Below are 25,558 nucleotides of genomic sequence, written 5' to 3'. Positions count from 1 at the left end.
GGCGGTGCCGCGCGCTAACCATAGCAGAATACGGGTGGCACACAACGCTGCATGCTCTCAATTCGGCAGGCAGCGGTGCCAGCTCAAAACGGGCTAGCAAAAGCAGAAAAGCCGGACGCAAGGTTCCGGCTTTTGCAATGTGCGATATCTGTCGCTGCGCTTCGATCAGCTGTCGAGGAAGCTTCTGAGCTTGCGCGAGCGGCTCGGATGCTTGAGCTTGCGCAGCGCCTTCGCCTCGATCTGGCGGATGCGTTCGCGGGTGACCGAGAACTGCTGGCCGACCTCTTCAAGCGTGTGGTCGGTGTTCATGCCGATGCCGAAGCGCATGCGCAGGACGCGCTCCTCGCGCGGCGTCAGCGAGGCCAACACGCGGGTCGTCGTTTCGCGCAGGTTCGCCTGGATGGCGGCGTCGATCGGCAACAGCGCGTTCTTGTCCTCGATGAAATCGCCAAGGTGTGAATCTTCTTCGTCACCGACCGGCGTTTCCAGCGAGATCGGCTCCTTGGCGATTTTCAGGACCTTGCGGACCTTCTCGAGCGGCATGGCGAGCTTCTCGGCCAGTTCCTCCGGCGTCGGCTCGCGGCCGATTTCGTGCAGCATCTGCCGCGAGGTGCGGACGATCTTGTTGATCGTCTCGATCATGTGCACCGGAATACGGATCGTGCGGGCCTGGTCGGCGATCGAACGGGTGATCGCCTGCCGGATCCACCAGGTGGCATAGGTCGAGAACTTGTAACCGCGGCGGTACTCGAACTTGTCGACGGCCTTCATCAGGCCGATGTTGCCTTCCTGAATCAGGTCCAGGAACTGCAGGCCGCGGTTGGTGTACTTCTTGGCGATCGAGATCACCAGACGGAGGTTGGCTTCCACCATCTCCTTCTTGGCGATACGCGCCTCGCGCTCGCCCTTCTGCACCATCGAAACGATGCGGCGGAACTCGGCGATCGAGATGCCGGTTTCGGTCGCGAGATTCTGGATCTCCTGGCGAATGTCGCGGATCGTCGCGTTCTCGGCCTTGGCGAACTCCTTCCAGCCCTTGGCGGCAAGGTTGCCGATCGACTTCATCCAGTTCGGATCGAGTTCGGCGCCGGAATACTGCTCCAGGAACGAGTCGCGCTTGACGCCGTAGCTTTCAGCAAGACGCAGCAGGCGCCCTTCGTTCTGCATCAGCCGCTTGGAGATGTCGTAAAGCTGCTCGACGAGGCTGTCGACGCGGTTCTGGTTGAGCGACAGCGACTTCACCGCCGTGATCAGTTCGTCCTTCAGCTCCTTGTAGCGGCGCTCCTGGGCCGGCGACAGCGTGCCGGTGGCAGCAAGGCGGGCTTCCACCTGCTGGTCCTGCAGCTTGCGCAGCTTCTTGTAGGTCTCGGCAATCGTGTCGAGCGTCTCCATCACCTGCGGACGGAGCTCGGCTTCCATGGCGGCGAGCGAGAGGTTCGACTCGTCGTCGTCCTCTTCCTCTTCCTCCGGCGCCGGCATGTCGCCACCGACATTGGTGATGTCATCGTCGCTGCCGGCGCGGCTCTTCTTGGCCTTTTCCTTCTCTTCCGCCGCCTTGCGGTCGGCTTCGATCTTTTCCGGGCTCTGGAACTGCGGCGCGGCCTTGGCTTCCGGTCCGGAATAGGTCGTTTCGAGATCGATGATCTCGCGCAGCAGCGTCTGGCCCTCGTTCAGTTCGTCGCGCCAGATGATCAGCGCCTGGAAGGTCAGCGGGCTCTCGCAGAGACCGGCGATCATCGTCTCGCGGCCTGCCTCGATGCGCTTGGCGATGGCGATTTCGCCCTCGCGCGACAGAAGCTCGACCGAGCCCATTTCGCGCAGGTACATGCGAACCGGGTCGTCCGTGCGGTCGGTCGGCTCCTTCTTCTTGGCGGTCGCAAGCGCGGTGCCGCCCGAAGACGTGATTTCGCCGCCCTCGCTCTCGCTGTCGTCGTCGCTGTCGTCGTCGCCGCCCTGCGCTTCCTCGGCGTCCTCGTCCTCGATGACGTTGATGCCCATTTCGGACAGCATCGCCATGGTGTCCTCGATCTGCTCGGAGGTGACCTCCTCCGAGGGCATCACCGAGTTCAGTTCGTCCATGGTGACGTAGCCGCGCTTCTTGGCGGCCTTGATCATCTTCTTGACGGCATCATCGGAAAGATCCAGAAGCGGGCCGTCCGGAGCACCTTCGCGTTCGGTTTCGGCTTCTTCGTTTTCTTTGACCTTGGTTGCCATCTATTCTTCGCTTTCCTGGAGTATCTGGTTCGTACCGTTGGGAACTGCGCAGGCGCCAGCCCACATGCCGGCGCCGTGCCAACCAGTTTCACTGACCTAACGGAATGAAACTTAAATCCTGATTAACCACGCCTTGCCTTCGAAGGTCGCGGACATGCTGCCTCGGCAACACGATTGACATGAACTCCCGATCCGCCGTACCCATCTCACCTGTGCCAGAAATGGTGATTCCCAGAATTTTCGGTTCCGTCAAGCTCTTCCGCCAAAAAACCTTGAAAACCCTTTGATTCGGGTCTTCAAGGCCAAAGGCGTCGGTTGCGATTGCTGCACAACATGTAGGGATGGTCGCGGAAAAGACAAGGGCCCGCGCTCGACCGCTCCCGAGATCGGCGATTCGCACGCCCTCATAACGTCAGAACGACCGCCCGTCGACCTTGGTGATCGATAGTGCATCGAGGTCGATTGCCGGGATGCAGCGCAGGTTGACCGCCGCCATCTCGTTGCCCTTTCCATCCGTTCCCTCGCCATAGGGCGCGATGCCGCACACGGCACAGAAGTGATGACGGATGACATGTCGGTTGAACTGGTAGGTCGACACGTTCGCTTCGGGAACAGTCAGCACCAGCTTGTCCCGCGGCACGAAGGCGAGAAGGCCGCCCCGCCGGCGGCACATGGAGCAGTTGCAGTCCATCGCCGTGTCGAATTCGCCTTCGACCTCGAAGGCGACGTTGCCGCAGTGGCAGCTTCCTTCATACTTCATTTGCGTCATCTCCCTTTCTAGTGCCAATCCAGCACCACCTTGCCGGAGTTTCCGGAGCGCATCGCCTCGAAGCCGTCGCGGAATTCATCGATCCTGATGCGGTGGGTGATGATCGGCGACAGGTCCAGCCCACCCTGAACGAAGGCAATCATCTTGTACCAGGTCTCGAACATCTCGCGGCCGTAGATGCCCTTCAGCGTCAGCATCTTGAAGATCACCTTGTTCCAGTCGATGCCGAACCCGTCCGGCGCGATGCCGAGGATGGCGATCTTGCCGCCGTTGTTCATCGCATCGATCATCGAGCGGAAGGCGGGCGGCGCGCCCGACATTTCCAGCCCGACGTCAAAACCCTCGGTCATGCCGATCTTGGCCATCACTTCATTCAGGTCTTCTTTCGAGGCATCGACGACGTAATCGATGCCGACCTTGCGAGCGAGTTCGAGCCGCACCGGGTTGATGTCGGTGATGACGACCTTGCGCGCCCCGGAGCGCTTGGCGACCATTGCCCCCATGATGCCGATCGGCCCGGCGCCGGTGACGAGCACGTCCTCGCCGACGAGATCAAAGGAGAGTGCGGTGTGGACGGCATTGCCGAACGGATCAAAGATCGCCGCCACCTCGTCCGGAACATCGTCGGGGATCGGCACGACGTTGTGCTCGGGGATGCAGACGAACTCGGCGAAGGAGCCGGGCCGGTTGACACCGACGCCCTGCGTGTAGTGACAGAGGTGGCCGCGTCCGGCGCGGCAGTTGCGACACTTGCCGCAGACGATGTGGCCCTCGCCGGAGACCCGTTCGCCGACGTGGTACTTGGTAACGGCCGAACCGATCTCGGCAATCTCGCCGACGAACTCGTGGCCGACCACCATCGGCACCGGAATAGTCTTCTGCGCCCAGTGGTCCCAGTTCCAGATGTGCACGTCGGTGCCGCAGATGGCCGACTTCTTCACGCGGATCAGCACGTCGTTCGGGCCGGGTTCCGGCACCGGCACATTCTCCATCCACAAGCCGGCCTCGGGTTTCGATTTGACCAGCGCACGCATCATGTTCGACATGACGAAATCTCCGCAAAGGATTCAGAAGACTCTTCAAATGACGCCGAGTTCACGTCCGACTTCAGCGAAGACGGATATCGCTTTCCTGACGTCAGCCTCGCTGTGTGCCGCCGACATCTGGGTGCGGATGCGGGCCTGGCCCTTCGGCACGACGGGGAAGGAAAAGCCGATCACGTAAACGCCCTTCTCCAGCATTTTTGCCGCCATCGCCTGCGCCAGCGCCGCATCGCCCAGCATCACCGGAATGATCGGATGCCCCTCGCCGGCCAGCGTGAAGCCGAGCTTCGTCATCTCGGCGCGGAAGAGATCGGCGTTCGCATAGAGGCGGGCACGCAGGGCATCGCCGTTTTCGATGAGGTTGAAAACCTTAAGCGATGCGGCGGCGATGACCGGCGCCAGCGTGTTGGAAAACAGATAGGGGCGCGAGCGCTGGCGCAGCCACTCGACCACTTCGGCTTTTGCGGACGTGTAGCCGCCAGAGGCGCCGCCGAGCGCCTTGCCCAGCGTGCCGGTGATGATGTCGATGCGGCCCTCGACGCCGCAATGCTCGGCCGATCCGCGACCATGCTTGCCGACGAAGCCGACGGCGTGGCTGTCGTCGACCATGACCATCGCGCCGTATTTTTCGGCGAGGTCGCAGACGCCCTGCAGGTTGGCGATGATACCGTCCATGGAGAAGACGCCGTCGGTGGCGATCAGCTTGAAGCGGCTACCCTCGGCCTTCCTCAGTTCCTCCTCGAGCGCCGCCATGTCGTTGTTGGCGTAGCGGAAGCGCTTCGCCTTGGAGAGGCGCACGCCGTCGATGATCGAGGCATGGTTCAGTGCGTCCGAGATGATCGCGTCCTCTTCGGACAGCAGCGTCTCGAACAGCCCGCCGTTGGCGTCGAAGCAGGAGGAATAGAGGATCGTGTCCTCCATCCCGAGGAAAGACGAGATCTTCGCCTCAAGTTGCTTGTGCTCCTCCTGCGTGCCGCAGATGAAGCGCACCGAGGCCATGCCGTAGCCATAGCGGTCGAGCGCCTTCTTCGCGGCGTCCGCCAGTTCCTCGCTGTCGGCAAGACCGAGATAGTTGTTGGCGCAGAAGTTCAGCACGCGCGCCCCGGAGGCGACCTCGATCGTTCCCGCCTGCTTGGAGGTGATGACCCGCTCGGACTTGTAGAGGCCGCCGGCCTTTAGCCCTTCGAGTTCAGCGCGCAGGTGAGAGAGGAACGCGGTGGTCATCGGCCAAGTCTCCTAGAGAACGCAGGATCATGGCGTTCTAGCACGCCGGCCATCCGGATACAGCCCGGCAAGCGTGTAGTTTTGCCGCAAATCCCCGGGGCAGCCCCACCACGTTTCTCCCGTGGGGCGCCCGTGCGGGGCGAAGTCCGCTTTGGGCCAAAAGCGGTCGCCGCCTTTCATGCAGGTGAGCGGGCAGGCGCGACCCGAACCGAGCTCCTTAGACCCAGGTAACGTTCGGTAACGATCGCGCTACCATTCCAAGCGGCAAATTGCATATTGAAGTAGTAAAGCCTAAAGTAAGGAGCGTGGAGGCGGGCTCGAAAATGAGCGGCATCGCCAATCCCAAGCTGCAGATGATTCCACGAATGCGAGAACTGCGGCTCGCCAAGCGTAGTCAGTCACCGATAGCTGCCTCCCGTCGAGTCAACATCGAGGAGAGACTGACATGTTGCGCAACGCTCTTTTCGCACTTGTCGCTTCTGTCGCCCTAGGCGCGGGCGTCGCGCCCGGGATGGCGGCAATGCACGGCGGCAGCGGATTCCAAGGCGGAGGCCCTCGCGACTTCCACGGTGGTGGTGGCGAACGGTTCCGAGGCGGGGATTTCGGACGGTTCCACGACAGAGATTTCCATCGTCACTTCCATGATCACGACGACGAAGATTTCTTCGACTACGGCTTCGCCCCTTACGCCTACCTGCCATACGGTTCCTGCTGGCAGCCCCATCAGGTGCTGACGTATTATGGATGGCGCTGGAGAGAAGTCTGGGTCTGCGGCTAGAATGGGCCAACGTTGGTTTAGCTACATAATTCCGCAATTGTCCCCAAACATGCGGCGACCCTCGGCCCCCTCAAGGAAGCGGTGAGTCGACATAATCTTCGATCACCCGCAAAAACGCCTCCCCAAAGCGCTCGCGCTTGCTCTGACCGATGCCGGGAATGTCGAGCAGTTCGTCCCAGTCGCGCGGCCGCTCCTTGGCGAGCGCGATCAGCGTGGCGTCGGGAAAAACGACATAGGGCGGCACGTCGAGCTCCTTCGCGATCGACAGGCGCTCCGCGCGCAGCTTTTCGAACAGTTCGAGATCGGAGCCAGCGAGGTCGGCGCGTTCGCGGGCGGAGGCCGATTTCTGCCCCCTCGCCGCCTTGGCCGAAACCGGCCGGTCCTTGCGGAACCGCACCTCGCGCTCGCGGCGGAAGACGGCACGCGCGTCGGGCTCCAGCTTCATCGCGCCGAATGCCGTGTGGTCGACGCGGATCAGACCCATGGCCAGCAACTGGCGGAACACCGACTGCCAGGTGCGGGCCGGACGATCCTTGCCGGCCCCGAACACGGGAATGTCGACGTGACCGAAGCGCTCGGTCTTCTCGTTGACGGTGCCCATCAGCACGTCGATGACGTGGCCGGTGCCGAAGCGCTCGCCGGTGCGGTAGACGGCGGCGAGCGCCGTGATCGCTGCCTCCATGCCGTCCCAGGTCTCGACCGGATTGCGGCAGGTGTCGCAGTTGCCACAGCCGCCGCCATGGGCCTCGCCGAAATGGGCCAGGATCGCCTGCCTTCGGCAAGAGGCGGTCTCGCAGATGGCGAGCAGCGCGTTCAGCTTGGCGCGCTCGACGCGCTTGATCTCCTCGGCAGCGTCCCCTTCATCGATCATCCGGCGGCGCTGCATCACGTCGGCCATGCCGTAGGCCATCCAGACCTCCGACGGCTGGCCATCGCGGCCGGCGCGGCCGGTCTCCTGGTAGTAGGCTTCGACCGAGCCCGGCAGGTCGAGGTGGGCGACATAGCGCACGTCCGGCTTGTCGATGCCCATGCCGAAGGCGACCGTGGCGACGAGACAGAGGTTTTCCTCCTTCAGGAACGCATCCTGATGCGCGTCGCGAACGGCACGGTCGAGACCGGCGTGATAGGGCAGCGCCCGGATCCCCTGCTTGTCCAGCCATTCCGCCGTGTCTTCCACCTTGGCGCGCGACAGGCAGTAGACGATGCCGCTGGCATCCTTGTGGCGGGAGAGGAAGCGCAGCAGTTGCTGGCGCGGCTGGTCGCGCTCGACGATGTCATAGGAAATGTTCGGCCGGTCGAAGGAGGTGGTGAAGACCTCGGCACCCTCAAGCGACAGCCGTTCGATGATATCCTCGCGCGTGTGCGGATCGGCGGTGGCTGTCAGCGCGATGCGCGGCACACCGGGGTAGCGCTCGGCGAGGCAGTCGAGTGCACGGTACTCGGGGCGGAAATCGTGACCCCATTGCGAGACGCAATGCGCCTCGTCGATGGCGAAAAGCGCGATGCGGGTCTGGCCGATCAGATCGGTAAAGCCCTCGGTGACGATGCGCTCGGGTGTGACGTACAAAAGGTCGAGCTCGCCGGTGCGAACCGCGCGCATGACGGCGACCGCCTCCTCGCGCGACAGCGAGGAATTGAGTGCCGCGGCGCGCACGCCAAGCTGCTTCAGCGCCTCTACCTGGTCGCGCATCAGTGCGATCAGCGGCGAGACGACGATGCCGATCCCGTCGCGGCATAGCGCCGGAATCTGGAAGCACAGCGACTTGCCCGCTCCGGTCGGGAAGAGCACGACGGCATCGCCGCCGGCCGTCACATGCTCGATGACCGCCTGCTGCTTGCCGCGAAAAGCGTCGTAGCCATAGACGCGCTTGAGCACGTCGAGCGGCGTGCGGGCGGCGGCAAAGAGCCGGTCGGTGGAGAATGGCGGGTCGGGTCTGTCGTGCGGCATCGGTCTCTTTCGGGGAATCGCCCGCGCATCATCGTCAGACGGCGCAGTGGCGCAAGAGGTGATGACCGAACTCGGAAGCGTCATAGACTACCCGATCCGGTCAAAAAACCGCTCGGGCAGCAATTTAGGCTCAGGACCTAGCTCGCAAGACGCGATGGCGCGTCAACCGCGCCGCGCCGCCTCGATCGCCGCAACGTCGATTTTCCCCATCGTCATCATGGCATCAAAGGCGCGCTTTGCTTCGGCGCCGCCGATCGCCAGCGCGTCAGTCAAGACGCGCGGCGTGATCTGCCAGGAAATCCCCCACTTGTCTTTGCACCAACCGCACGCGCTCTCCTGGCCGCCGTTGCCGACGATGGCATGCCAGTAGCGGTCGGTTTCCTCCTGATCGTCGGTGGCGATCTGGAACGAGAAAGCTTCGTTGTGCGTGAATGCGGGCCCTCCGTTCAGGCCGAGACAGGGAATGCCAGCGACGGTGAATTCGACCGTCAGCGCGTCGCCCTCCTTGCCGGATGGGTAATCGCTGGGCGCGCGGAACACGGCCCCCATCCGGCTGTCAGGAAAGATCCCGCAGTAGAAGCGAGCGGCAGCCTCGGCGTCCTTATCGAACCAAAGGCAAATCGTGTTCTTCGCCATTGCCTGTTCCTTTCGGTAAACCTCGTTCTGAAACTGTTCGTCCTGTTCCCAGCACGTATGACTCAGTAATCGAAGACTTGCCTTTTCACTCGGAAACAGAAACCAGACTCTTCCCTAGCGCGAGGAATGTCGGAGGCACCATGGGCGTCCGAGTCTACACGCAACCAGCCGACGGGTCACCCTGCCCTTCCACCTCAAGGCGCGCACCTCCAGCTTGAAGGCTCAGGACCCGTCGCCGAACTCGCGCACGCCATTTGCACGGTATTGTTGTACAACCTTCTACCATGACGCGCTTACCCTTGTGCGCGGATGAGTTTAGAATTTCGTTCCCCGCGGCTGGTGCGAGGCCGATGGGAAGAGACCTAAAGCGCATCGCGATTCAGAAATTCGCTCTTTGCGCTGCAATTCTTCTATTCACGCATGTCTCTCTCCCGAATTTGGTTTCCACTTTCGGGAAACATGCTCTAGCGAGGGAGGAAGCCATGACGCAGGTCCATCCCAACACATCGCATGCGTGGCATAAACCAGTTTTCGGCGCGGCCGTGCTCACCATGAGTGTGCTGCTGACGGGAACGAGCGCCGGAGCCGGTTCCGTGGACAAGACCACATTCGGAAACACCCAGGACGGCAAGGCCGTCGAACTCTACACGCTCACCAACGACAAGGGCGCATCCGTCAAGTTCATCACCTATGGCGGCATCATCACGGAAATCAACGTGCCCGACCGGTGGGGAAGGCTTGGCAACGTCGTGCTCGGCTTCAAGGACCTGGCCGACTACGAAGCCAAGAACCCCTATTTCGGCGCCTTGATCGGGCGCTACGGCAACCGCGTCGGCAGCGCGAGATTCACGCTCGACGGCACGGAGCACCAGCTCGCCGCCAACAACGGGCCCAACAGCCTGCATGGCGGCAAGAAAGGCTTCGACAAGGTCGTCTGGACGGTCGAGCCGCAGACCGACGCGAGCGGGGCCGCGGCAAAGCTCAGCTACACGAGCAAGGATGGCGAGGAAGGCTACCCCGGCACGCTCAAGGTGCAGGTCGTCTATACCCTCACCAACGACAACGAGCTGCGGATCGACTACGAGGCGACGACGGACAAGCCGACCGTCGCCAATCTCACCAGCCACTCCTACTTCAATCTCGCCGGCGAAGGCACGGGCGGGATCGGCGACCACATCCTGACGATCAACGCCGATCGCTACACGCCGGTCGATGCGACCTTGATCCCGACGGGGGAACTTGCCTCCGTCGCCGGGACGCCGTTCGACTTCCGCCAGGGGGCACCGATCGGCGCACGCATCCGCTCAAGCGCCCCGCAGATGGTCTATGGCCGCGGATATGACCACAACTTCGTGCTGAACCGGTCGGGGGACGGGCTTTCGCTCGCCGCCCGCGTCTACGAACCACGCTCAGGCCGGATCATGGAGATTTCGACCACCGAGCCGGGCGTCCAGTTCTACAGCGGCAATTTCCTCGATTCGACGCTTGTCGGCCCGACCGGCCAGCAATACCGCCAGACCGACGGCTTCTGCCTGGAGACGCAGCACTTCCCGGATTCGCCGAACAAGCCGGACTTTCCGACGACCGTGCTGAAACCGGGCGAGACGCTGAAGTCGACGACGGTACACAAGTTCACCACCGACGCGTCCTAACGCTGCGGGCAGGCTTGCGGATCGGGCGGTGATGGACTGCGGAGGCCGTGATTGTGATGTCGGTGGTACGGACGCGTATCACCGGCTTGGAGAACCGGTAATTGTCAGGTCGTTCCCTATATCGCCCCCGGAATGTCATCCGGGGGCGGGTGGCGATGGAGATCGACAATGACGTTTTCAGCTCTTCATTGTGCTGCTGACATCTCTCGGGAAAGAGAATGAGATCCGGTCATTGCCCGTTTGAGCCACGATAGTGACATTAGCGAAGACGGTGCCTCGCAGCTTGCGTTACATCTTGGCAATCGCCTCTATCGCATCTGCCAAGGTGGTATCGGGCTTTTCCTTGCAGTAGGCGACGACCTTCTCCGCGTTGGCATGCGCCTTGTCACCGTCAATCATGGGATTGCCGGCTTTACCGTGAACATAGCCGTTCACCCACATGGCGACGCCAAGAGTCTTGGCGGGAGCCATTGCACCGACCTCCTTGCAGGTGAGCTTTGACATGTCCATTTCCGCCGCCAGCAACTGGCCAGAAAGACCGATACCTGCAACTGCGAGTGCGATTGAAAAAAGGCGTTTCATGGTCGTCCTCCATAAAAGAACTCGCCCCTGCTGGGGCAAGTGGTTGCGCTTATTGGAGTTCGCTGTGGAGAGTGCAACATAAGTGACAAGAACAGCTCTTGCCACAATTAACGCAGTTTCGAAGCCAAAATAGTAGCACGATACCGTTGCACAAGCTCGCGAAAACACTCGTGTTACGACAGATGTGATGCGTCAGGATTGAGTTGCGCCGTAGTGTGCCCATTTTTGCACGGAATGAGCGCTGTCTGGGCTCGCAGCGGTCGTTTGGATGGCGAGCGAGCAACTGAATATAGCGACAGATGGTAGTTGTACGCTGGGATCTGGCTTGCGGCAGTGGCGGCTTGCTTAGCGGCGCTGCCGGAAATTCCTTTGGCGCCACGCGGCTGCCGTCAGCCCTACCCTTTCGCCGGCCCCTTCACGCGGCCGGACATGACGCCGAAGCCGTCGATGATGGCTTCCTGGTTTTCCAGGCGCTTGGTTTCCATCTGCACCTCCTGCAGTGCGCGCAGGATCTGCGGCACGCGCTCGCCGTCCCCCTCTTCGGTGGCCTCCGCCAGTTCGCGCTCCAGCTCGCGGCGCTGCCAGAGCAGCGCGCGCGTTCGCTTGTGCAATGCCAGCGCCTGAAGGTAGCCCTCGCGGGCGTCGGTGGCCGCGGCCTCCTCCGTCGCCGTCCACAGGCGGGAATTGCGGATCTGCTGGTCGAGCGCCTTCAGCATCGAGCCGAAGTCCGAAGCCTCCAGTTCCTCGACCAGTCGGTCGCGCGTCAGGCGGTCGCCCGCCGAGGCGGCGATGCCGAGCACCTCAGACCAGCACCGCTGCAGATCGCGATTGTCGAATTCGATCGCTGCGACCTCGTCATATTCCTCGAACAGCAGTTGAGGATGGTTGACGATCGTCAGCGCCAGAACGCTTTCCCGCAAGGCAGGAAGCTCCTGGGCGCCGCGCACCAGCGTCGAGCGCGCCAGCCGGTCGGAGATCGTCGCGGGCGTGGAGGATTGCGTTCCGACCGCACCGCGTCCGCCCTCGCGGCGCTGCTGGCGGCCACCAAAGCCGCGCCGCTCGCCGCCCTGGCGCATTGCGGGCTGGAAGAAGGCATTCAGCCGGTCGCGCATGTCCTGCTGGTAGTGGCGGCGGACGTTCTCGTCGGCGATCACCGAGACGAGCTGCTTCAGTCGCGCCTCCAACTCAGCGCGGCTTTCCGGCGTCTCATAGCTTCCGCCGCCAGCCTCGCGGGTCCAGATCATCTCGGCCAGCGGCCGGGCGGAGGCCAGGACCGCGTCGAAGGGCTCGCGCCCCTCGTGACGCACGAGGTCGTCGGGATCCTTGCCTTCGGGTAGAAGGGCGAAGCGCACGGTGCGGCCAGGCTTGATGTGTGGCAATGCCAGTTCGGCGGCACGGTTGGCAGCGCGGACCCCTGCCCCGTCGCCGTCGAAACAGAGCACCGGCTGCGGCGTCATCTTCCAGAGCAATTCCAGCTGGTTCTCGGTCAGCGCGGTGCCGAGCGGCGCCACCGCATTTTCGATGCCGGCCTGATGCAGGGCGATCACGTCCATATAGCCCTCGACGGCGATGATCGTCCCTGTTCCTTGCGCCGCCCTGCGGGCGCGGGCGAAGTTGTAGAGCACGTTGCCCTTGTGGAAGAGTTCGGTCTCATTCGAGTTCAGGTACTTCGCCGGGGCATCCGGCGACATGGCGCGGCCGCCGAACGCGATCACCTTTTCGCGCGACGACAGGATCGGAAACATGATGCGGTCGCGGAAGCGGTCGTAGGAAACCGGAATCTCCGGACCGTGAACGACGAGACCACAGGCCTCGATCTGTTCCTTCGGTACGCCCCTGCCGGCCAGATGCTCCTTCAGCGCGTTGCGGCCGTCGGTCGCGTAACCGAGCCGGAAGGTCTCGATTGTCCGCCCGCTCAAGCCGCGGTCGCGCAAGTAGGCGCGGGCACGCGCGCCGGCAGCCGACTGCAACTGCTCCTGGAAATAGACCGTCGCCATCTCCATGACGTCGAGAAGCGAGGTGCGCTCCCGTTCGCGCCGCTCAGACTGCGCATCGGGCTGGGGCATCGACACGCCGGCCAGGTCGGCGATCTGCTGCACTGCTTCCGGAAAGCTCAGGCCATCTAGCTCGGAGAGGAAGCGGAAGTGATCGCCGGACACGCCGCAGCCAAAGCAGTGGTAGCGCCCCTTGCGATCCTCGCAGTGAAAGCTCGGCGACTTCTCACCGTGGAACGGGCAGCAGGCCCAGTAATCGCCGCGCGAGACATTGGTCTTCTTCCGGTCCCAGGTGACGCGCCGACCAACCACGGCCGATATCGGCACGCGATCGCGAAGCTCGTCGAGGAAGGAAGGGGAAAAGCGCATGATGAAACGTAGTCTCCGTCGCCGCCGGGTGGGAGCCAGCCTCTACAGTGGGAAGAATGCGGAGGCAACAATAGGACAAGTTCCCGGCGCGAAACAGTGCGCGACAGAAGATGTGCAGAGGCAATCTGCCGTCAGCCGAATTGACAGAGGCGCCACAACCGGGCGATGAGGAAGACAGCCTTCCAGTTCAGGACCGCTATGCCGATCCCTCCTCCGGCTCTCGTCGCCGATCCACGTTTTTTCCTTGCCGTGCAGCAAGGGGCGCAGGCACTCCTGCGGCTCCATGACGACGACCCGCGCGTCGGTGCCCTGTTCTCTTCGCAGCAGCGCTGGCTGATGTGCCACGCAGGCTACGCCCTCGCCTGCACGAGCGACGGGCACCAGCCTGCAAACAGTCTCTATGCGGCACGCTTCATCGATCTGCTCACCGAAAACAACGTAGCAAGCCGCAACACGGCGGCCGATTTCATCAAAGAGATCGTCGACATCGGCTTCGCGCGCGCCGTCGAGCCGCATGGCGATCGCCGCAAGCGGTTGCTGCAACTGACCGAGGTTACGCATCGATCGATGTCGCACTGGCTCGAGTTGCACCTGTCGCTGCTCGACGGGCTCGACGGGGGAAATCGCGCCGAAAGCTTCCGCTCCGATCCGGCTATGATCCGCCGCCTGCAGCCGAGGGTGGCTGGGCAACTGCTGCTAGCACGCGGAGTCCGCAGCCAGGGCCCCGCCTTCGACCTGTTCACCTGGACCAACGCCGGCGGGATGGTGATGGACCAGTTGATCGCATCGATCGAGACCGGCGGCAAGGTCGACGGATCCGCGGCGGAACGCCTCCCCGCCGGCACCGTCTCGCTCAACGATGTTTCGCGCCGTTTCAACATTTCCCGGACCCATGTGAAGCGACTGTTCGACAAGGCCGCCGAAATGGGCGACTTCGGCTGGAACGTGGGGCGCGGGCAAAGTGCCGTCTGGGTGTCGCGGCGACTGTTGCTGGAGTATCTGCGGTATCAAGCGGAAAAGTACGCGATCGTCGACATGGCTTTCCATGAGGTCATCGACGGAGTCGAGATCCCACCGTCGCGGGCGTGAGCGGCGCAGCCAAAAAAGCCGGCCGCCCATGGAGAGCGGCCGGCCGAAGATTAGCCTGTTCTGACAACGCCACGCAGGACTTGGCTCAGGTGGAGGGGGGAAGCTGCTACTTCAGCAGGTCCTTCACCACACCCGAAGCCTTGGCGAAATCCATCTGCCCGGGATAGCGCTCTTTCAAGACGCCCATGCACTTGCCCATGTCGCGCAAGCCCTGTGCGCCGGTCTCGCTGATGACCTGTGCGCAGAGTTCCTTCACCTTCTCCTCCGAGATCTGCTCGGGCAGGAAACCGTTGATGACGGCGATTTCTTCCCGCTCCTGAGCGGCGAGTTCCGGGCGGCCGTTGTCTTCATAGATCTTCGCAGACTCCTCGCGCTGCTTGATCATCTTCGACAGGATCTGCTTGATCCCGTCATCGTCGACCGGATCCTTGCCGGCGCCGCGGTTGGCGATGTCCCGGTCCTTGATCGCCGCCTGGATCAGGCGCACCGTCGAAACGCGGCGCGTTTCCTTGGCTTTCAGCGCATCCTTAAGGCATTCTGCGAATTGCTCGCGCATTTTTTTCTCCGCTGGACGTCCGCGCCCGCAGCCGGTCATGGCGGGTCGGAATCCGTCCTGTTGGTCTTGTCATTCGTGCGCTCTCATAGACCAGCAATGCCTAGACAATCAAACCCGTTGCCTAAGACATTGAATTTGATGGATTTATATTTCCAACCAATTCACAGGGAGCGGTTGACCCCGCCGCCCGCTTTGTCTATTTTCCGGCACCTGCACGAAATTTGCATGTGGTGGCCCTTCCGCGGAACTTCCGCGCGCCCACGCTTGCGACATTAAATGGCGGCTGACCCAACGCCTTTCAAGGCAGACCGGTCCGTCCGCCCGAAAAGGGATGACCATGACCTCAACCGCCCCCTGGACCACCGAAAAGCCGACAGCCCTGCTCGTTCTCGCCGATGGTACCGTGATCGAAGGCAAGGGCATCGGCGCGACCGGCAAGGTCCAGGCCGAGGTCTGCTTCAACACGGCGCTGACCGGCTACGAGGAGATCCTCACCGATCCCTCCTATCTCGGCCAGATAGTCACCTTCACCTTCCCCCACATCGGCAATGTCGGAACCAACGACGAGGACATCGAAGACCTGACGCCTGCGGCGCGCCACGGCGCGGTCGGCGTGATCTTCAAGGCCGACATCACCGATCCCTCGAACTACCGGGCCGTGAAGCACCTCGACGCCTGGCTGAAGGCGCGCGGCATCATCGGCCTTTGTGGCATCGACACGCGCGCGCTGACCGCCTGGATCCGTGAAAACGGCGCACCGAACGCCGTCATCGCCCACGACCCGGCCGGCGTCTTCGACATCGAGACCCTGAAGGCCGAAGCGAAGGCCTGGAGCGGACTCGTTGGCCTCGACCTCGCCAAGGTCGCCTCCTCCGGCCAGTCCTCACGCTGGAGCGAGCAGCCCTGGGTCTGGAACGAAGGCCACGACGACCTTGCAGAGGGTGATGCCAGTTACAACATCGTCGCCCTCGACTTCGGCGTGAAGCGCAACATTCTGCGCCTCTTTGCCGGCCTCGGCTGCAGGGTCACGGTGATGCCGGCGACCTCGAGCGCCGAGGCGGTGCTGGCGCAGAAGCCGGACGGCGTCTTCCTCTCCAACGGCCCGGGCGACCCGGCGGCCACCGGCGAATACGCGGTGCCGGTGATCCAGGACCTGATCAAGACCGGCATTCCGATGTTTGGCATCTGCCTCGGTCACCAGATGCTTGGCCTCGCCGTCGGCGCCAAGACCGAGAAGATGCACCAGGGCCACCACGGCGCCAATCATCCGGTCAAGGACCACACCACCGGCAAGGTCGAGATCGTGTCGATGAACCACGGCTTTGCGGTTTCCTCCGACTCGCTGCCTGAGGGCGTCGAGGAAACACACGTGTCGCTATTCGACGGCACCAACTGCGGCCTGCGGCTGAGCGGAAAGCCGGTCTTCTCGGTGCAGCATCACCCGGAAGCCTCGCCCGGCCCGCAGGACAGCCATTACCTGTTCCGCCGCTTCCTCAACCTAGTGCGCGAGAAGAAGGGTGAAGAGGCGATCCCTGAGCGGGCGTAAGCGCCAGCAACGCAGGAAATTTAAAGGCCCGGAAGCGTTTGCGCTTCCGGGCCTTTCTCGTTCTTGGCAGCAATGCGACGTGGGTAGAAGCTTGCCTTTCGACACCGGCTCTCCGCCGTCATGCGGGGCGAGCCCGTCAGCCCTGCCGCGCCAGCATGCGGAAGTAGCGCCAGTTGAGCAGGATGGCGGCGGCCGCGAGGCCACAGAGGAAGCCGAGCCAGACGCCGATGCCGCCGAGACCGAGCGGGAAGGCGAAGGTCCAGGCGCAGGCGAAGCCGATCGGCCAGTAGGCGATCAGCGCCAGAATCATCGGCACCCGTGTGTCCTTCAATCCGCGCAGCAGGCCGGAGGCGATCGCCTGCAGGCCGTCGACGAGCTGGAATATGCCGGCGATGACGACGAGCGGTCCGGCATAGGCGAGCACCTGCGCGGCCTCGGTCGAGTGGCGATCGAGGAAGATGCCGGCAAGTGCCGTCGGCGCGAGCGCGAAGAGGATCCCGCCCGACAGCGCGATCAGCGAGGCGACGACGATCACTGCCACCGAGGCCCGCTTGACGCTTTGATGGTCGCCCTTGCCGTGCGCCACGCCGACGCGAACCGTCGCCGCCTGGGCGAGGCCATAGGGGAACATGAAGGCGATCGAGGTGAGTTGCATGGCGATTCCGTGGGCGGCCAGTTCGATCGTGCCGATCGATCCCATCAGCAGCGAGGCGACGGTGAACAGGCTCACCTCGGCCAGGATGGTGAGACCGATCGGCAAGCCGAGATGCAGCACCTCGAAGAAGGCCGGCCAGTCGGGACGCCAGAACCGGACAAACAGCTCGTAACGGCGCATCTCCGGGCGGCTCTGGACGTAGACCAGGATCAGCACGAACGACAGCAGGTTCACGCCGAAGGAGACGATTGCCGCCCCCTCCATGCCCAGCGCCGGCAGACCGAAATGACCGAGCACCAGTGCATAGGCGAAGATGGCGTTGACGACGAGGACAAGGATCGTGATCCATAGGATGATCCCCGCCTTGCCGTGCGCGCTGACCAGCCCGCGCAAGGTCATGAAAAGCAACGCCGGCGGCAGGCCCCAATGGACGATCGCGAGGTACCGGTGTGCAAGGGCCGCGACCTCGGGCTTCTGGTCGGCGTAGAGCAGAATCTGTTCGGCATACGAGAAGATCGGCACCGTCACCAGTGAGTAGAGCAGCACGACCCACATGCCCATGCGCACCGATCGGCGCACCGAGACGAGGTCGCCGCGCCCATAGGCCTGCGCAACCATCGGAATCACGGCGGTCGCAAAGCCCGAACCGAAGATGAAGATGGTGAAGTAGAACTGCCCTGCGAGCACGATCGCCGCCAGGTGGGCAGCACCCAACCGCCCGAGAATGACGACGTCGGTCGTGTGGATACCGAGCTGCGCCAACTGCGCACCGATCAACGGGATACCGAGGGCGAGCGTCGCGCGAATATGGGCCGCCCAGCCATTGTCTTCGCGTTTTGCGATAGTATGCATGATTCTGCTACCTTTCGGTCGCTTCCGATCACATCGGCGGGGCCCGATCAATCGAATAGCGTTTATTCATCGATCAAAAATGTGAAAGCGGGCGCGAAAGCGCACTCCTTCGAGATCGAATTCAGTAGATTCAAGCGGAACTCACCAAGCCTGCTCCAATGTTCGGAGAAGAACAGGCTGCGCCGGAAACGGCTCAAGTGGTTACTTCAGCGGCTTTCGCCCCTTCGCTCGGCTGCCCCCGGACCTTCAGCACGAACACCGCGACGCCCGAAAGCAGAATGACCGCGGCAAGCGCATAGGGTGCTCCAGCAAAGCTGACCGGAGCGTCAGGTCCCGTGAAATAGCCGAAAGTCTGGGTGAAGATCAACGCCCCTGCGATCGTGGTGATGCTCGAGAGGCTCGAGAGCGCCCCCTGCAGTTCGCCCTGGGCCGACGGTGGAACCTTCGCCGCGGCGATCGAACGCAGTGGCGGGTCGGCCAAGTTCTCGATCGTTGTCAGCAGGATCACCGCATAAACCATCCAGCCCTGCCAAGCGGTGGCGTATCCGGCGAGCCCCAGCACCGAGAACGAAAGGCCAAGCACTGCTGTGCGCCACTCGCCGAGCACCGGCACGACGCGCGGCAGCACGAATGCCATGACGAGTGCGGCACCGATGCCGAAAATGCCGAGCGAAAGACCGATCTGCCCCTCCGACCAGCCGTAACGATAGGCCCCTACGAAGGCCCATACGGCGGGATAGACAGAATGGGCGAGCCAGTAGAGGAAGAAGACCAGCAGCACCCCGAGAATGCCGGGATAGCTGCGCATCTGCTGCAGGGCGCCGAGCGGATTGGCGCGCGCGAACTCGAAGCGGCGGCGGTGCTTCGCTTCCAGGCTTTCCGGCAGCAAAGCCCAGGCGATTGCAAAGTTGAGGAAGGCGAGCGCGGCGGCACCGTAAAAGGGCACGCGCGGGCCGAACTCGCCAAGGAAGCCACCGATGACCGGACCGAGCGCGAAGCCGGTGCCGAAGGCGATGCCGATCAGGCCGAAATTCTTGGCCCGCGTCTCGTCGGTGCTGACGTCGGCGATGTAGGCCGCGCCGGTGCCGAAGCTCGCGCCGCTGATGCCGGCCAGCACGCGGCCGACGAACAGCATCCAGAAGCTGGTGGCGAGCGCGCAGATGAGGTTGTCGATGGCGAAGGTGAATACCGATACGAGCAAGACCGGCCGTCGCCCGAATCGGTCGGAGAGGTTGCCGATCAAAGGCGCGAACAGGAACTGCATGGCCGAATAGACAAGCAGCAACCAGCCGCCGTCGACCGCCGCCGTGCCGATGTCGTCGCCGGTCAGTTGCTCCAGATAGGTCGGCAGCACCGGCACGATGATGGCAATGCCGATCACATCGAGGAACATGATCATGAAAACGAGGGCGAGGCCTCGTCGGACGGATTTTTCATCGTTCATCGGAGGTATCCCGGCGGAAAAGCGCGCGAAGAAATGGACGTCTGCGTTTTAAAACAGAAGCCTGTATGAACCAATACGTGAATATTGCGAATTGACGATGACGAGGACGGCACCTCACGTCGCCCGCTCGCCCACGCCACAAACCATCAAAGCGTCGGACTAGGGGTTTGCAGCCTGGAATGTGTCGCAGTCCTGCACGCGGCCGGTGTCGAAACCGCGTTTGAACCAGCGCTGGCGCTGCTCGGAGGTGCCGTGGTTGAAGCTTTCCGGCACCACGTAGCCCTGCGTGCGCTTCTGGATGGTGTCGTCGCCGATCTGGACGGCAGCGTTCAGAGCCTCCTCGAGATCACCGGTATCGAGCAGCCCCTTCTGTTCGGTGTATTTGCCCCAGATACCGGCATAGCAATCGGCCTGCAGTTCGACCCGGATCGACATCTGGTTGGCGTCGGCCTCGCTCATCTGCTGGCGCGCGCGGTTGAACTTCGGCAGCACGCCGGTGAGGTTCTGGACGTGATGACCGACCTCATGGGCGACGACATAGGCCTGGGCGAAGTCGCCGGCGGCATCAAAGCGTTTCGCCAGTTCATCGAAGAAGGCCATATCGAGATAGACCTTGTGATCGCCCGGGCAATAGAACGGTCCGGTCGCAGCCGATGCAAAGCCACAGGCCGACTGGATCGAATTCGAAAAGAGCACGAGTTTCGGCTCCTCGTACTGTGCGCCGCTCGCCTGGAAGATGCCGTTCCAGACATCCTCGGTCTCGGCGAGCACGGTCGCCATGAACTGCTTCGTTTCCTCCTGCGCGGGCGAGTTGGCGCGGCTGGCGCTCTCGGTCTGCTCGAAGCCCGGCAGGTTCACCTGCCCGCCGCCCCCCTCGCCCAGCACCTGCAGGAGATCCACTCCCATCATCCGGAGAAGGAAATACAGCGCGACGAGGAAGATGATGGTGCCGAAGCTGAGCCCCCCACCGGCGCGGCCCGGCCCGCCGCCCATCGGGATGCGAAAGCCTCCGCCTCGCCCGAAGGGACTGTTGCCGAGGCCGCCCTGCCCCTCGGCACCGCGCTGATCCTCGACGTTGCTGGACTGACGGCGGCCCTTCCACTCCATGATAAGCTCCCTTGCCGCGACGGCATCCGCAATGTCGGAAATGCATATTATAGGGTCTTTGCAGAACGCAAAAGTGCTCCGTTGGTTGCGTGGAGCGCATTGTTCCGATCAGCCAGCACCTTCGCCAATGACAACAGGAACCGTATCTGTCCCGCTGCCTACCGAGAACAGGTTCCGGTAACGGGGCAGCGAAGACAGAACACCGACGATAGCCAGTGCGATCGCCGCCCCCGCAAACAGATCGACGAAATAATGACCGCCAAAAACGGGCGTCGAGGCGATCATCACGACGCTATAAATAGCAATGGGCCAGAGCAGCCACGTCCGCCAGAAACCCGCCATCAGGATAATGCCGGCAGCCGTATGGAAGGACGGAAATGTCACCAGACCAGGCATGTTCGCGAGATCCAGTGCATGAACGGCATTGCCACGCAGAGCCTCCATATGCGCCAGATGGTACAATCCGGGCGGCTCATTGAAATCCGAAAAGACCGCGTTCTCGCCAAGGTAGGTTGCGACCGCCGCCTTGGCGGGGAAGAACATTCCGATCACCGTGCATATGACGGCAGTAAAGAAGAAACCTTCGAGAAAGAAGCCTGCTCTCCGCGTGTCGCGATACAACATGAGAGCCAGAAAGGAGACAAAGCTAAGCAAACTCAGGGACGTGTAGCTGTGGTCCATCAACGTACGAAGAAGAGGGGACCCTCGGACGAACTCGAAATAGGAGGGCCAGTCCAGCCCGAGCGTCGTATCCCAGCCCGCGAGCTTAGCATCAGCATGTTCGATGCTGGTGCGCATGCTTGCATGGTTGAGAACGCGAACCGCTATCCACCCTAGCAACAAAAAAATCATCCCCTGCATCAGGCAGGACGTGCGGTGGAACAGCCTTTCGGCCCGTTCTGACGACGGCGAAACCCGCCCGATCCAGGCTACGCATGCAGCGAACAGCAACACCGTCAAGCCGGAGCGGAGGAACTGGTCGAGGGAAAGCCTGAGGCCTGTTACCCAAAGGAGGCAGACATCCGCAAGAATGATCAGCAGCATCGTGAAGTATGTGAATTTTCCGGGAAAGATGGACATCGAACGCTCTCGCCTATGGCTTTACACAACCCTAGCGAGCTCATCCTGTGATTTCCTTAACGGAAGCGACTCAATACAAAGTTGCAAGTGAGTTTGACCGTTCTGGAAACCGACGTTTCGGCTGTAGATTCTCCGCTTTTCACAATTTTCGGGGTTTCGCTCGGGGTCGCATTTGCCTATAAGCCGCTTCTAGCCTTTAAAGACCATGCCTTTCGCGCCCCGGCCGGTGAACCTCCCACCCTGGCCGGTTTTTCGCGCAGGCGAACGAACGGATAGAGCCATGCCCAAGCGCCAAGACATCAAATCGATCCTCATCATCGGCGCGGGACCGATCGTCATCGGGCAGGCCTGCGAATTCGACTATTCCGGCACCCAGGCCTGCAAGGCGCTGAAGGAGGAAGGCTACCGCGTCATCCTCGTCAACTCCAACCCGGCGACGATCATGACCGATCCGGGACTGGCGGACGCGACCTACATCGAGCCGATCACCCCGGAAGTCGTCGCCAAGATCATCGCCAAGGAACGCCCCGACGCGCTGCTGCCGACCATGGGCGGCCAGACGGCCCTCAACACCGCGCTGTCCCTCAAGCGCATGGGCGTACTCGAGCGCTACAATGTCGAGATGATCGGCGCCAAGCCCGAAGCGATCGACAAGGCCGAGGACCGCGCCCTGTTCCGCGAGGCCATGGCGAAGATCGGGCTCGAGACGCCGAGGTCGCTTCTGGCCAACGCCACCGAGATCAAGGACGCCGACCGCAAGAAGCACGAGGCCGAGCGCGCCAAGCTCAAGGCCGAGCTTTCCGGCGATGCGCTCGACAAGGCGCTGGACGAGCTGGAGAACCAGTGGAACCTCGGCGAGACCGACCGCAAGCAGCGCTACATGAGCCATGCCATGGCGATCGGCGCGACCGCGCTCGACGAGATCGGCCTGCCCGCGATCATCCGCCCCTCCTTCACCCTCGGCGGCACCGGAGGCGGCATCGCCTACAACCGCTCGGAATTTTTCGAGATCGTCAATTCCGGCCTCGACGCCTCGCCAACCACGGAAGTCCTCATCGAGGAAAGCGTGCTCGGCTGGAAGGAGTATGAGATGGAGGTCGTCCGCGACAAGGCGGACAACTGCATCATCATCTGCTCGATCGAGAACATCGACCCGATGGGCGTGCACACGGGCGATTCGATCACGGTGGCCCCTGCCCTCACCCTGACCGACAAGGAATACCAGATCATGCGCAACGCCTCGATCGCGGTGCTGCGCGAGATCGGGGTCGAGACCGGCGGCTCGAACGTGCAGTTCGCCGTCAATCCCGCCAATGGCCGCCTCGTCGTCATCGAGATGAACCCACGCGTCTCGCGCTCGTCTGCTCTGGCCTCCAAGGCCACAGGCTTCCCGATCGCCAAGATCGCCGCGAAGCTCGCGATCGGCTACACGCTGGACGAACTGGAAAACGACATCACCGGCGGCGCGACGCCGGCCTCGTTCGAGCCGTCGATCGACTACGTCGTCACCAAGATCCCGCGCTTCGCCTTCGAAAAGTTCCCTGGTGCCGAGCCGACGCTGACCACCGCCATGAAGTCGGTCGGCGAGGTCATGGCGATCGGCCGCACCTTTGCCGAATCGCTGCAGAAGGCGCTACGCGGCCTCGAGACCGGACTGACCGGCCTCGACGAGATCGAGATCCCCGGCTACGAGGACGGCGACGGCAAGAACGCCGTGCGTGCGGCAATCTCCACGCCGACGCCGGATCGCCTGCGCATGGTCGCCCAGGCGCTGCGCATGGGCTTCACCCCGGAAGAGGTGCACGAAGGCTCGAAGATCGACCCGTGGTTCATCGCCCAGTTCAAGGCGATCGTCGACATGGAAGCGCGCATCCGCCTGCACGGCCTGCCGGAAGACGCGCAGAACCTGCGCATGCTGAAGGCGATGGGCTTCTCCGACGCGCGCCTCGCCACGCTTTCCGGCAAGCGGCCGAAGGAAGTGGCGGAGCTGCGCAACAGCCTCGACGTCCGCCCGGTCTTCAAACGCATCGACACCTGCGCGGCCGAATTCGCCTCGCCGACCGCCTACATGTACTCGACCTACGAGCAGCCCTTCGCAGGCCAGACGCGCTCGGAAGCCGGCATTTCCGACAAGAAGAAGGTCGTCATCCTCGGCGGCGGCCCGAACCGCATCGGCCAGGGCATCGAGTTCGACTACTGCTGCTGCCACGCCGCCTTCGCGCTGAAGGATGCCGGCTATGAAGCGATCATGGTCAACTGCAACCCGGAGACCGTCTCGACCGACTACGACACCTCCGACCGCCTCTACTTCGAGCCGCTGACGGCCGAGGACGTCATCGAGATCCTCAAGGCCGAGCAGACGAACGGCACGCTGGTCGGCGTCATCGTCCAGTTCGGCGGCCAGACGCCGCTGAAGCTCGCCGAAGCGCTCGAAAAGAACGGCATTCCGATCCTCGGCACGGCGCCGGACATGATCGACCTCGCCGAGGACCGCGATCGCTTCCAGAAGCTCCTGCAGAAGCTCGACCTGACCCAGCCGAACAACGGCATCGCCTATTCGGTCGAGCAGGCTCGCCTCGTCGCCGCCGAGATTGGCTTCCCGCTGGTCGTGCGCCCGTCCTACGTGCTTGGCGGCCGCGCGATGCAGATCATCCACTCCGAATCGATGCTGCAGACCTACCTGCTCGACACCGTCCCCGGCCTCGTGCCGGAAGACATAAAGCAGCGCTACCCGAACGATAAGACCGGCCAGATCAACACGCTGCTCGGCAAGAACCCACTGTTGTTCGACAGCTACCTGACCAACGCCGTCGAGGTGGACGTCGATGCGCTCTGCGACGGGGAAAGCGTGTTCGTCTCGGGCATCATGGAGCACATCGAGGAAGCCGGCATCCATTCCGGTGACTCGGCCTGCTCGCTGCCGGTTCGCACGCTGTCCGCCGAGATGGTCGAGGAACTGGAGCGCCAGACGAAGGCGCTGGCCAAGGCGCTGAACGTCGGCGGCCTGATGAACGTGCAGTACGCCATCAAGGACGGCACGATCTACGTGCTCGAAGTCAACCCGCGCGCCTCGCGCACCGTGCCCTTCGTCGCCAAGACCATCGGCGCCCCGATCGCCAAGATCGCCGCCCGCGTCATGGCAGGCGAAAAGCTGGACGTGGCAATCGCCGCCTATGGCGAGAAGCCCGATCCGCGCAAGCTGAAGCACATCGCCGTCAAGGAAGCCGTCTTCCCGTTTGCCCGCTTCCCGGGCGTCGACACGCTGCTCGGCCCGGAAATGCGCTCCACCGGCGAGGTGATGGGCCTCGACACCAGCTTCCCGCTCGCCTTCGCCAAGTCTCAGCTCGGCGCCGGCGTCGACCTGCCGCGTGACGGCGCGGTGTTCGTCTCGGTGCGCGACGAGGACAAGGAGCGGGTGCTGCCGGCGATCCGCATTCTCACCTCGATCGGCTTCAAGGTGCTCGCCACCTCCGGCACCGCGCGCTTCCTTGGCGAAAACGGCATCGAGGCGACGAAGGTCAACAAGGTGCAGGAGGGCCGTCCGCATATCGAGGACGCGATCCGCAACCGCCAGGTCCAGCTCGTCATCAACACGACGGACGGCACCAAGGCGATCTCCGACTCGAAGTCCTTGCGCCGCGCCGCCCTGATGCAGAAGGTGCCCTACTACACGACCATGGCAGGCGCCGAAGCCGCAGCCCAGGCGATCAAGGCGCTGAAGGAAGGCCAGCTCGAGGTGCATCCGCTGCAGAGCTATTTCTAAGCCGATGTAACTTTGGCGGCACCGGGCTTTGCATGTAGAAATACCGGCAACGCCTTTCGCCGCCGAGGTTCTCCGGCCTTTGCCGCAAAGTTTGCGGTCAAAAGCTGCAAAGTCCGGCGGCGGACAGCTACTGAAGCTGCGCGCTGTTCCTTGCCCAGCCCTGCCGGCCGCCGCCGAAATAAACTGGCTTTTGTTCGCCGGTTTCTGCTATAAGCGCCGTTCAAACAGTTCTGCGGGTTCCGGGGCTAACGCCCCGG

General features: G+C 62.9%; 18 protein-coding genes. 5 read left to right on the top strand and 13 right to left on the bottom strand.

Features of this window, described 5'->3' with window-relative positions; translation table 11 throughout:
• Window positions 1–165: 165 nt before the first annotated feature.
• The 4 genes from rpoD to AC1DDS_RS16525 form a co-directional block, all read right to left on the bottom strand.
• Window positions 166–2,214 carry an RNA polymerase sigma factor RpoD gene (gene rpoD / locus AC1DDS_RS16540; RefSeq protein ID WP_477479885.1) on the bottom strand — a complete coding sequence of 683 codons (2,049 nt, stop codon included), beginning with the start codon at window positions 2,212–2,214 and terminating at the stop codon, window positions 166–168.
• A 412-nt stretch (window positions 2,215–2,626) separates the two neighbouring features.
• A complete protein-coding gene (locus AC1DDS_RS16535; RefSeq protein WP_310419621.1) occupies window positions 2,627–2,974 on the bottom strand; it encodes a GFA family protein in 348 nt (115 codons plus the stop codon).
• Between the two features lie 17 nt (window positions 2,975–2,991).
• Window positions 2,992–4,029, bottom strand: a complete 1,038-nt coding sequence (tdh, locus tag AC1DDS_RS16530; RefSeq protein ID WP_477479884.1) for an L-threonine 3-dehydrogenase — start codon at window positions 4,027–4,029, stop codon at window positions 2,992–2,994.
• Window positions 4,030–4,062: 33 nt separating this feature from the next.
• Window positions 4,063–5,250, bottom strand: a complete 1,188-nt coding sequence (locus AC1DDS_RS16525) for a glycine C-acetyltransferase (RefSeq protein ID WP_477479883.1) — start codon at window positions 5,248–5,250, stop codon at window positions 4,063–4,065.
• A 445-nt stretch (window positions 5,251–5,695) separates the two neighbouring features.
• Here AC1DDS_RS16525 and AC1DDS_RS16520 point away from each other — a divergent pair, with 445 nt between their 5' ends.
• Window positions 5,696–6,028, top strand: coding sequence for a hypothetical protein (locus tag AC1DDS_RS16520; protein WP_477479882.1), 333 nt, complete (start codon window positions 5,696–5,698; stop codon window positions 6,026–6,028).
• Between the two features lie 70 nt (window positions 6,029–6,098).
• Here the strand turns inward: AC1DDS_RS16520 and recQ are convergent, their stop codons facing one another.
• Window positions 6,099–8,060 carry a DNA helicase RecQ gene (gene recQ / locus AC1DDS_RS16515; RefSeq protein ID WP_477479881.1) on the bottom strand — a complete coding sequence of 654 codons (1,962 nt, stop codon included), beginning with the start codon at window positions 8,058–8,060 and terminating at the stop codon, window positions 6,099–6,101.
• Window positions 8,061–8,138: 78 nt separating this feature from the next.
• A complete protein-coding gene (locus tag AC1DDS_RS16510; protein WP_477479880.1) occupies window positions 8,139–8,612 on the bottom strand; it encodes a VOC family protein in 474 nt (157 codons plus the stop codon).
• Window positions 8,613–9,094: 482 nt separating this feature from the next.
• Between AC1DDS_RS16510 and AC1DDS_RS16505 the strand changes: the two genes are divergently transcribed.
• Window positions 9,095–10,264, top strand: a complete 1,170-nt coding sequence (locus AC1DDS_RS16505; RefSeq protein WP_477479879.1) for an aldose epimerase family protein — start codon at window positions 9,095–9,097, stop codon at window positions 10,262–10,264.
• 288 nt (window positions 10,265–10,552) lie between these two features.
• On the opposite strand, the gene AC1DDS_RS16500 is transcribed toward AC1DDS_RS16505, so the two are convergent.
• Complete coding sequence (locus AC1DDS_RS16500; protein WP_477479878.1) at window positions 10,553–10,846, bottom strand: HdeA/HdeB family chaperone; 294 nt, start codon at window positions 10,844–10,846, stop codon at window positions 10,553–10,555.
• A gap of 395 nt (window positions 10,847–11,241) precedes the next feature.
• A complete protein-coding gene (dnaG, locus tag AC1DDS_RS16495) occupies window positions 11,242–13,209 on the bottom strand; it encodes a DNA primase (protein ID WP_477479877.1) in 1,968 nt (655 codons plus the stop codon).
• 165 nt (window positions 13,210–13,374) lie between these two features.
• On the opposite strand from dnaG, the gene AC1DDS_RS16490 reads away from it, so the two are divergent.
• Window positions 13,375–14,298 carry a hypothetical protein gene (locus AC1DDS_RS16490; RefSeq protein ID WP_477479876.1) on the top strand — a complete coding sequence of 308 codons (924 nt, stop codon included), beginning with the start codon at window positions 13,375–13,377 and terminating at the stop codon, window positions 14,296–14,298.
• Window positions 14,299–14,404: 106 nt separating this feature from the next.
• Here AC1DDS_RS16490 and AC1DDS_RS16485 read toward each other — a convergent pair whose 3' ends face one another.
• Window positions 14,405–14,854, bottom strand: coding sequence for a GatB/YqeY domain-containing protein (locus tag AC1DDS_RS16485; protein ID WP_477479875.1), 450 nt, complete (start codon window positions 14,852–14,854; stop codon window positions 14,405–14,407).
• Window positions 14,855–15,191: 337 nt separating this feature from the next.
• Between AC1DDS_RS16485 and carA the strand changes: the two genes are divergently transcribed.
• The gene (gene carA, locus AC1DDS_RS16480) at window positions 15,192–16,400 is read left to right on the top strand and encodes a glutamine-hydrolyzing carbamoyl-phosphate synthase small subunit (RefSeq protein WP_477479874.1); all 1,209 of its coding nucleotides are present in this window, start codon (window positions 15,192–15,194) and stop codon (window positions 16,398–16,400) included.
• Window positions 16,401–16,536: 136 nt separating this feature from the next.
• On the opposite strand, the gene AC1DDS_RS16475 is transcribed toward carA, so the two are convergent.
• The 4 genes from AC1DDS_RS16475 to AC1DDS_RS16460 form a co-directional block, all read right to left on the bottom strand.
• Window positions 16,537–17,907, bottom strand: a complete 1,371-nt coding sequence (locus tag AC1DDS_RS16475) for an MATE family efflux transporter (RefSeq protein ID WP_477479873.1) — start codon at window positions 17,905–17,907, stop codon at window positions 16,537–16,539.
• A 193-nt stretch (window positions 17,908–18,100) separates the two neighbouring features.
• Window positions 18,101–19,351, bottom strand: a complete 1,251-nt coding sequence (locus tag AC1DDS_RS16470) for a TCR/Tet family MFS transporter (RefSeq protein ID WP_477479872.1) — start codon at window positions 19,349–19,351, stop codon at window positions 18,101–18,103.
• Window positions 19,352–19,510: 159 nt separating this feature from the next.
• Window positions 19,511–20,458, bottom strand: a complete 948-nt coding sequence (gene ypfJ / locus AC1DDS_RS16465) for a KPN_02809 family neutral zinc metallopeptidase (protein WP_477479871.1) — start codon at window positions 20,456–20,458, stop codon at window positions 19,511–19,513.
• Between the two features lie 108 nt (window positions 20,459–20,566).
• Window positions 20,567–21,538 carry a phosphatase PAP2 family protein gene (locus tag AC1DDS_RS16460; protein ID WP_477479870.1) on the bottom strand — a complete coding sequence of 324 codons (972 nt, stop codon included), beginning with the start codon at window positions 21,536–21,538 and terminating at the stop codon, window positions 20,567–20,569.
• 280 nt (window positions 21,539–21,818) lie between these two features.
• On the opposite strand from AC1DDS_RS16460, the gene carB reads away from it, so the two are divergent.
• Window positions 21,819–25,301 carry a carbamoyl-phosphate synthase large subunit gene (gene carB, locus AC1DDS_RS16455; RefSeq protein ID WP_477479869.1) on the top strand — a complete coding sequence of 1,161 codons (3,483 nt, stop codon included), beginning with the start codon at window positions 21,819–21,821 and terminating at the stop codon, window positions 25,299–25,301.
• Window positions 25,302–25,558 lie beyond the last annotated feature (257 nt).

The sequence above is a fragment of the Mycoplana sp. 10N416 genome (genome assembly GCF_056394765.1).
The sequence above is the reverse complement of the archived record's forward strand: the minus strand, read 5'-3'. Positions and strand labels throughout refer to the sequence as shown.

Coding starts and splice junctions, on each gene's coding strand:
- carB (WP_477479869.1), top strand. CDS start 21,819: ATGCCCAAGCGCCAAGACATCAAATCGATCCTCATCATCGGCGCGGGA.
- AC1DDS_RS16475 (WP_477479873.1), bottom strand. CDS start 17,907: ATGCATACTATCGCAAAACGCGAAGACAATGGCTGGGCGGCCCATATT.
- AC1DDS_RS16460 (WP_477479870.1), bottom strand. CDS start 21,538: ATGTCCATCTTTCCCGGAAAATTCACATACTTCACGATGCTGCTGATC.
- rpoD (WP_477479885.1), bottom strand. CDS start 2,214: ATGGCAACCAAGGTCAAAGAAAACGAAGAAGCCGAAACCGAACGCGAA.
- dnaG (WP_477479877.1), bottom strand. CDS start 13,209: ATGCGCTTTTCCCCTTCCTTCCTCGACGAGCTTCGCGATCGCGTGCCG.
- AC1DDS_RS16525 (WP_477479883.1), bottom strand. CDS start 5,250: ATGACCACCGCGTTCCTCTCTCACCTGCGCGCTGAACTCGAAGGGCTA.
- AC1DDS_RS16520 (WP_477479882.1), top strand. CDS start 5,696: ATGTTGCGCAACGCTCTTTTCGCACTTGTCGCTTCTGTCGCCCTAGGC.
- AC1DDS_RS16470 (WP_477479872.1), bottom strand. CDS start 19,351: ATGAACGATGAAAAATCCGTCCGACGAGGCCTCGCCCTCGTTTTCATG.
- AC1DDS_RS16510 (WP_477479880.1), bottom strand. CDS start 8,612: ATGGCGAAGAACACGATTTGCCTTTGGTTCGATAAGGACGCCGAGGCT.
- AC1DDS_RS16505 (WP_477479879.1), top strand. CDS start 9,095: ATGACGCAGGTCCATCCCAACACATCGCATGCGTGGCATAAACCAGTT.
- ypfJ (WP_477479871.1), bottom strand. CDS start 20,458: ATGGAGTGGAAGGGCCGCCGTCAGTCCAGCAACGTCGAGGATCAGCGC.
- AC1DDS_RS16490 (WP_477479876.1), top strand. CDS start 13,375: ATGAGGAAGACAGCCTTCCAGTTCAGGACCGCTATGCCGATCCCTCCT.
- AC1DDS_RS16500 (WP_477479878.1), bottom strand. CDS start 10,846: ATGAAACGCCTTTTTTCAATCGCACTCGCAGTTGCAGGTATCGGTCTT.
- recQ (WP_477479881.1), bottom strand. CDS start 8,060: ATGACGCTTCCGAGTTCGGTCATCACCTCTTGCGCCACTGCGCCGTCT.
- AC1DDS_RS16535 (WP_310419621.1), bottom strand. CDS start 2,974: ATGAAGTATGAAGGAAGCTGCCACTGCGGCAACGTCGCCTTCGAGGTC.
- AC1DDS_RS16485 (WP_477479875.1), bottom strand. CDS start 14,854: ATGCGCGAGCAATTCGCAGAATGCCTTAAGGATGCGCTGAAAGCCAAG.
- carA (WP_477479874.1), top strand. CDS start 15,192: ATGACCTCAACCGCCCCCTGGACCACCGAAAAGCCGACAGCCCTGCTC.
- tdh (WP_477479884.1), bottom strand. CDS start 4,029: ATGTCGAACATGATGCGTGCGCTGGTCAAATCGAAACCCGAGGCCGGC.